Source organism: Streptomyces hainanensis (assembly GCF_004348415.1).
In the GTDB taxonomy this organism is placed as follows: Bacteria; Actinomycetota; Actinomycetes; order Streptomycetales; family Streptomycetaceae; genus Streptomyces; species Streptomyces hainanensis.
On record NZ_SMKI01000564.1, the window covers coordinates 1 to 4,470 of the forward strand.

The window sequence follows — 4,470 nt, forward strand, 5'->3', positions numbered from 1 at the left end:
AGCTGTGTATAAGGGACAGGAACAGCCCGGCGCGGTGGCGGAGCCGTCGTGGCCGGCTTGTGCGGGCCGAGGGCCCCGCCGCGCCAAGTGCGAAGCGTCAGGGGTGGGTTGTCAGGGCCCGGAGGGCCTGCCGTAGGTGGGTTGTCGCCGCGGCCACCCACGGGAGGTCGAGTGGGGCGGCCGACCGCAGGGTCTCCCAGCGTTCGGCCGTGGTGTCGCCGTACAGCAGGCTGGTGGCCGCGCGGAAGCGCAACGCCTGTGGGTCGTCGCCGAAGGCGTGGCCGGGGAGGACGCCGATGCCGTGCCGGTCGAGGAGGGCGGTGGCCAGCGACGCGCCGTCGGTGATGCCGTGCGCGGCCAGCGCCCCGCGGCGGGGGGAGAGGTCGGGGTAGAGGTAGAAGCCGGCCGTCGGCGGGCGGCAGTCGGCGCCGACCGCGGTGAACTCGTCGTGCACGGCCCGGGCGACGGTCCCGTGCAGGCGGCGGGCCGCGTCGATGTGGGACCGCACCTCGGGCGGGTCGGCGAGTACGTACGCCGCCACCGCCTGCATCGGCGCGGCGAGCGCCGACCACACCTCGCTCGCGACGCCGACCAGCCGGGCCCGCGCCGCGTCGCCCCACGGGCCGTCCGGCACCCGGGCCAGGCCGATGCGCCAGCCGCCGAGGGCCATGGACTTGCTGAGCCCCGTGGTGACCACGGTGCGCTCCGGCAGGAACGCGGCGGCGCGCGGGATGGTGCCGCCGTCGTGCAGGAGTTCGCCGTAGATCTCGTCGGCGACGACGGCCAGGCCGTGGCGGTCGGCCACCTCGCAGACGGCGCGCAGCCGGTCGCGGTCGACGACGGTGCCCGTCGGGTTGTCGGGGACGGTCAGCACCAGGACGCCGGCTTCGGGGGCGGCGCGGAGCGCGCCGGCCAGGGCCTCCGGGTCGGGCACCCCGCCGGCCTCCGGCGGCACGGGCACGCCGATCACCCGCTTGCCGGCGAGCGCGCTCTGCGCCGCGTAGCTGACCCAGGCGGGGCGGGGCAGCACGACATCGCCCGGCAGGGCCGCGAGCAGCGCGTAGAGGAGCGGCTTGCTGCCGGGCGCGAGGACGATCTGGGCGGCGTGTGTTGCGAGGCCGCGCCGGCTGAACCAGCCGGCCGCCGCCTCGCGCGCTTCGGGCGAGCCGGCGACGGGGCCGTAGCCGTTGCGGTCGGCGGCGGCCCGAAGCACCGTCAGGACCGGATCCGGGACGGGTAGTCCGGCTTCGCCGAAGCCCAGGTGCAGGACGCGCTCTCCCGCGGCGCGCCTGGCCCGCAGGGTCTCGTCGATGGCCAGGGTCGCGGAGTGGGCGGTGAGGGCGGCGGGCATCGCGTCCATCCATTCCAGGAGACGAGAGAAGCAAGAGAGAATTGCATGACTAGGCTCGCATGCAATTCTGTTTGCATCAACCCCCGGGCGGCCCGCTTCCGGTTGCGGCCACCGGCCGGCGCGCCAACAGTGGCCGGCATGAGCCCACCGCGAGAGACCAGGTGCCTGGTCGTCGGCGCCACCGGCTACATCGGCGGCCGGCTGATGCCCGAGCTGTTGGCGGCCGGACACCGGGTGCGGTGTCTGGTGCGTTCCCCGGACAAGCTCCGTGCGCACGGCTGGGTGGACCGGGTCGACGCGGTGCTCGGCGACGTCCTCGACCCGGGGGCGGTCGAGCGCGCGCTGCGCGACGTGGACGTCGCCTACTACCTGGTGCACTCGATCGGCGGCGGTCCCGACTTCGAGGCGCGCGACCGGCGCGCGGCGCGGATCTTCGGCACTCGGGCGCGCGACGCCGGCGTGCGGCGGATCGTCTACCTCGGCGGACTCACCCCGGCCGGGGTGCCCGAGCGCGAGCTCTCCCCGCACCTCCGCTCCCGCACCGAGGTGGGCCGGCTGCTGCTGGCCTCCGGGGTGCCGACGGCCGTGCTGCGCGCGGCCGTCGTCATCGGCTCCGGGTCCGCCTCGTTCGAGATGCTGCGCCACCTCACCGAGCGGCTGCCGGCCATGGTGACGCCCAGCTGGGTGCGCACCCGCGTCCAGCCGATCGCGATCGCCGACGTGCTGCGGCTGCTGGTCGGCTGCGACCGGCTGCCGGACGACGTCAGCCGGCCGTTCGACATCGGCGGCCCCGACGTCGTGACCTACGAGGAGATGATGCGCCGTTACGCGCGCCAGGCCGGCCTGGCCCGGCGGCTGATCGTGCCGGTGCCGGTGCTGACGCCGCGCCTCTCCAGCCTCTGGGTCGGCCTGGTCACGCCGGTGCCCGGGCCGCTGGCCAGGCCGCTCGTCGAGTCGCTGCGGCACGAGGTGGTCTGCCACGAGCGGGACATCGAGCGGTACGTGCCGCGGCCGGCCGGCGGGCCCGTGGGTCTCGACGCGGCGATCGGCGCCGCGCTGGCCGCGGTGGGTCCGGCCCGGGGGCCGGCGGAGCACGCCGCCCGCCCGGCGGACGCGATGCCGAGCGACCCGGGCTGGGCCGGCGCCAGCCGGTACGTCGACGCCCGCGAGCGGATCGTGGACGCCTCGCCGCAGGCGCTCTGGCGGGTGATCGAGGCGATCGGCGGCGACACCGGCTGGTACTCGGCGCCGCTGGCCTGGACGGTGCGCGGCTGGCTCGACCGGCTCTTCGGCGGGGCCGGCGGCCGGCGCGGCCGGCCGCACCCCACCCGCCTGGCCCGCGGCGACCCGGTGGACTTCTGGCGGGTCGACGCGCTGGAGCGCGGCCGGCTGCTCCGGCTGCGGGCGGAGCTGCGGCTGCCCGGCGACGCCTGGCTCGAACTGCGGGTGGACCGGGACCCACAGGGCCGCACCCGGTACCGCCAGCGCGCCTTGTTCCTGCCGCACGGCCTGCTCGGCCACGCCTACTGGTGGTCCATCTCCCCCTTCCACGCATGGGTGTTCGGCGGCATGGTGCGCACCATCGCGTCCCGGGCCGAGGGAGAATCCGGCGCAGGCCGGACCCTGCCCTCCCTCCGGCCGGCGCGGGAGCGGATGTGAACGTCTCGGTGGCCCTCTTCACCGCGGACCTGCGGGTCCACGACAACCCGGTGCTCCGGGCCGCGTTGGACGGCGCGCCGCGCGTGGTGCCGCTGTTCGTCGTGGACTCGGGGATCCGCGCGGCCGGCTTCGTCTCGCCCAACCGGGCCGCGTTCCTGGCGGACTGCCTCGCCGACCTGGACGGCGCGCTCCGCGCCAGGGGAGGCCGGCTCGTGGTGCGCCACGGCGACGTGGTGGCGGAGACCTGCCGGGTCGCGGCGGAGACGGCGGCCGGCACCGTCCACCTGGCGGCCGGGGTGAGCGGCTACGCGACCACCAGGGAGCGCGGGTTGCGCGCCGCGCTCGCCGCCGACCGTCGTGAACTGCGTGTGCACGACACCTCGTTGACCACCCTGCCGGCGGGCGCCGTGGCCCCGGCAGGGCGCGACCACTACGCCGTCTTCACGCCCTACCTGCGCCGTTGGCTGGCCGCCGAGCCGCGCCCCGTGCTGGCCGCGCCGCGCGTGCTCCGGGTGCCGCGGGTCCGCTCCGAGCGGCTGCCGGACGCGGCCCGCCTCGGCGCCACCGGCGAGCGCTCGCCCCGGCTGCCCACCGGCGGCGAGGACCCCGCCAGGCGCCGGCTGCGCGGCTGGGAACGCGGCGGCCTCGACGGTTACGCCGACCGCCACGACGACCTGGCCGGCGACGCCACCTCCCGGCTCTCCCCCTACCTGCACTTCGGCTGCCTGTCCGCGACCGAGCTGCGGCACCGCGCCGGGCGCCGCGCCGGCCCCGGCGCCGCGGCCTTCGTCCGGCAGCTGGCCTGGCGGGACTTCCACCACCAGGTGCTGGCCGCCAGGCCCGACGCGGCCTGGCACGACTACCGCCCGCGCGGCGACCGTTGGCGCCGGGACGAGGCCGCGGTCGAGGCGTGGCGTGCCGGCCGCACCGGCTATCCGCTGGTCGACGCGGCGATGCGGCAGCTGCGGGAGGAGGGCTGGATGCACAACCGGGCCCGGCTGATCGCCGCCAGCTTCCTCACCAAGACCCTGTACGAGGACTGGCGGATCGGCGCCCGGCACTTCCTCGCGCTGCTGGTCGACGGCGACGTGGCCAACAACCAGCTCAACTGGCAGTGGGTGGCCGGCACCGGGACCGACACCCGGCCCAACCGGGTGCTCAACCCGCTGACGCAGGCCCGCAGGTTCGACCCGCGCGGGGAGTACGTGCGGCGCTGGGTGCCGGAGTTGGCCGGGCTCGCCGGGCCGTCCGCGCACCGGCCCTGGCGGGCGGCGGCGGACGTGGACTACCCGCCGCCGATCGTCGAACTCACCGCCGCCGCCGAGCGGTTCCACGCGGCACGCCGCGGCTGACCGGGTGGGGCCCGGCGGGCCGGCCCTGGCGCGAGGCACGAAGCCCCGGCCCGTGCCGTCACCCGAAACCCGTCACCCGAAACCCGTCACCCGCCACCACCCCCGTCG

3 protein-coding genes are annotated in these 4,470 nt (G+C 77.0%); 2 read left to right on the forward strand and 1 reads right to left on the reverse strand.

Features of this window, described 5'->3' with window-relative positions; genetic code table 11:
* Positions 1-97: 97 nt before the first annotated feature.
* A complete protein-coding gene (locus tag E1283_RS32530) occupies positions 98-1,360 on the reverse strand; it encodes a pyridoxal phosphate-dependent aminotransferase (RefSeq protein WP_243745263.1) in 1,263 nt (420 codons plus the stop codon).
* A gap of 129 nt (positions 1,361-1,489) precedes the next feature.
* Between E1283_RS32530 and E1283_RS32535 the strand changes: the two genes are divergently transcribed.
* Positions 1,490-3,010, forward strand: coding sequence for an SDR family oxidoreductase (locus tag E1283_RS32535; RefSeq protein ID WP_132821759.1), 1,521 nt, complete (start codon positions 1,490-1,492; stop codon positions 3,008-3,010).
* The gene (locus tag E1283_RS32540) at positions 3,007-4,362 is read left to right on the forward strand and encodes a cryptochrome/photolyase family protein (RefSeq protein WP_132821760.1); all 1,356 of its coding nucleotides are present in this window, start codon (positions 3,007-3,009) and stop codon (positions 4,360-4,362) included. The genes E1283_RS32535 and E1283_RS32540 overlap by 4 nt, the downstream gene beginning before the upstream one ends.
* Positions 4,363-4,470: the final 108 nt, after the last annotated feature.